At 75.9% G+C, this 1479-nt stretch carries 1 protein-coding gene; it reads left to right on the top strand.

All coding sequences use genetic code 11. The annotated features are described in order from the left end of the window. Nucleotides 1-173: 173 nt before the first annotated feature. Complete coding sequence (locus tag AB0G08_RS30145) at nt 174-1049, top strand: PmoA family protein (RefSeq protein ID WP_358094368.1); 876 nt, start codon at nt 174-176, stop codon at nt 1047-1049. The last annotated feature ends 430 nt before the right edge of the window (nt 1050-1479 follow it).

Below are 1479 nucleotides of genomic sequence, written 5' to 3'. Positions count from 1 at the left end.
GGCGCCTGCCGCGCCCGCCCGGGCACCTGGGCCGCCGCCGGCGGGGTCAGCGCCGTCGCCGCGCTGCTCGCCGTCCTGGTCACCCCGGTCGCGGTGCCCATCCTCGCCGGGTACGTGGTCGCGGCCCTGCACGCGGTCGCCCGGCGGGTCGCGTTCACCCCGGTGGGCCAGTCGTGACCGGCGACGACCGGCGGCTCGCCGGCACCGGGAGCGACCGGCAGCTCAGCGTCGACGACGTGCGGGTGGCCCGGTACGTCGTCGACCCGGCGATCGACCCCCGGCACGGCCCCCGCCCGTACCTGCACCCCGTGCGGACCCTCGGCGGGACGGTGGTCACCGACGCGTTCCCGGCCGACCACGTCTGGCACCTCGGGGCGTCCCTGGCCGTGCAGGACGTCGACGGCACCAACCTCTGGGGCGGGCGCACCTACGTGCGCGACGCCGGCTACACCTGGCGCGACGACCACGGCCGGATCGCGCACACCGCGTGGGAGACCCTCGACCCGCAATGCCTGGCGCACCGCCTGGAGTGGCGCGACCGGGCCGGGGCGGTGCTGCTCACCGAGCGGCGGGAGCTGGCCGCGCAGCGGGTCGGCGAGCGGGCCTGGGCCCTCGACGTCGGGTACACGCTGACCGCCCCCGCCGACCGGGACGTGACCCTGGGCAGCCCGGCCACCAACGGACGCCCGGGCGGCGCCGGCTACGGCGGCTTCTTCTGGCGGGCCGTCAGCGCGACGCCCGCGCGGGTGCGCACCGCCACCGCCGAGGGGGAGGAGGCGGTCAACGGCAGCGCCGCGCCGTGGCTGGCATTCGCCGGCACCGGGCCGGACGGGGCCGCGTACACGCTTGTGCTGGCGGGGCTGGGGGAGGGCGACCGCTGGTTCGTCCGCACCGCCATGTACCCGGGCGTCTGCGTGGCGTTCGCCTTCGAGCAGCCCAGGACGATCGCCGCGGGTACGAGCCGCGCGGGGCGGCACCGCGTGGTCGTCGCCGACGGCGCGCTCGACCAGGCCGAGGCCGCCGCGCTGGCCGCCGGCGAGACGGTGTGACGCGGCCCGCCACCCCCGGATTTGACGATCTTGTCGCGTGGGCGTAACTTTCTCTCTGCCAGCGCGGAACGGACGAAACGGGGCGATGCTCCGGGAAGGCCGGGCGCGGTGATGAGCTTCGGGGACCGAGGGTGACGCACCCGCCGGTGCCCGGACCGGGCGGTGCCCCGGATCCGCCGCGAGGCGGATTTGGTGAGGCGGAACCGACCGGGTAAGGTTCACAGCCGGCAGGGAGCCGGGCGAGCTCGCGGGCAACCGCGGAGCGGCCGGTCTGCCGAACTTCCCGAAAATCGTCGGCGAGAGCCGGCGTTCTCGGGATGCCCGGAAATGGGATTGAAGTGGTGCGGATCGCTGCGAAGCGGTTTGACACGGCGGAAACCAGCGGGTAACGTAGTAAAAGTGCCCGGCGCGGGAAGCGGCGGGGACGCGA

The organism is Micromonospora sp. NPDC023644 (assembly GCF_040640115.1).
GTDB lineage: Bacteria > Actinomycetota > Actinomycetes > Mycobacteriales > Micromonosporaceae > Micromonospora.
This window is presented reverse-complemented; position numbering and strand designations above follow the sequence as displayed.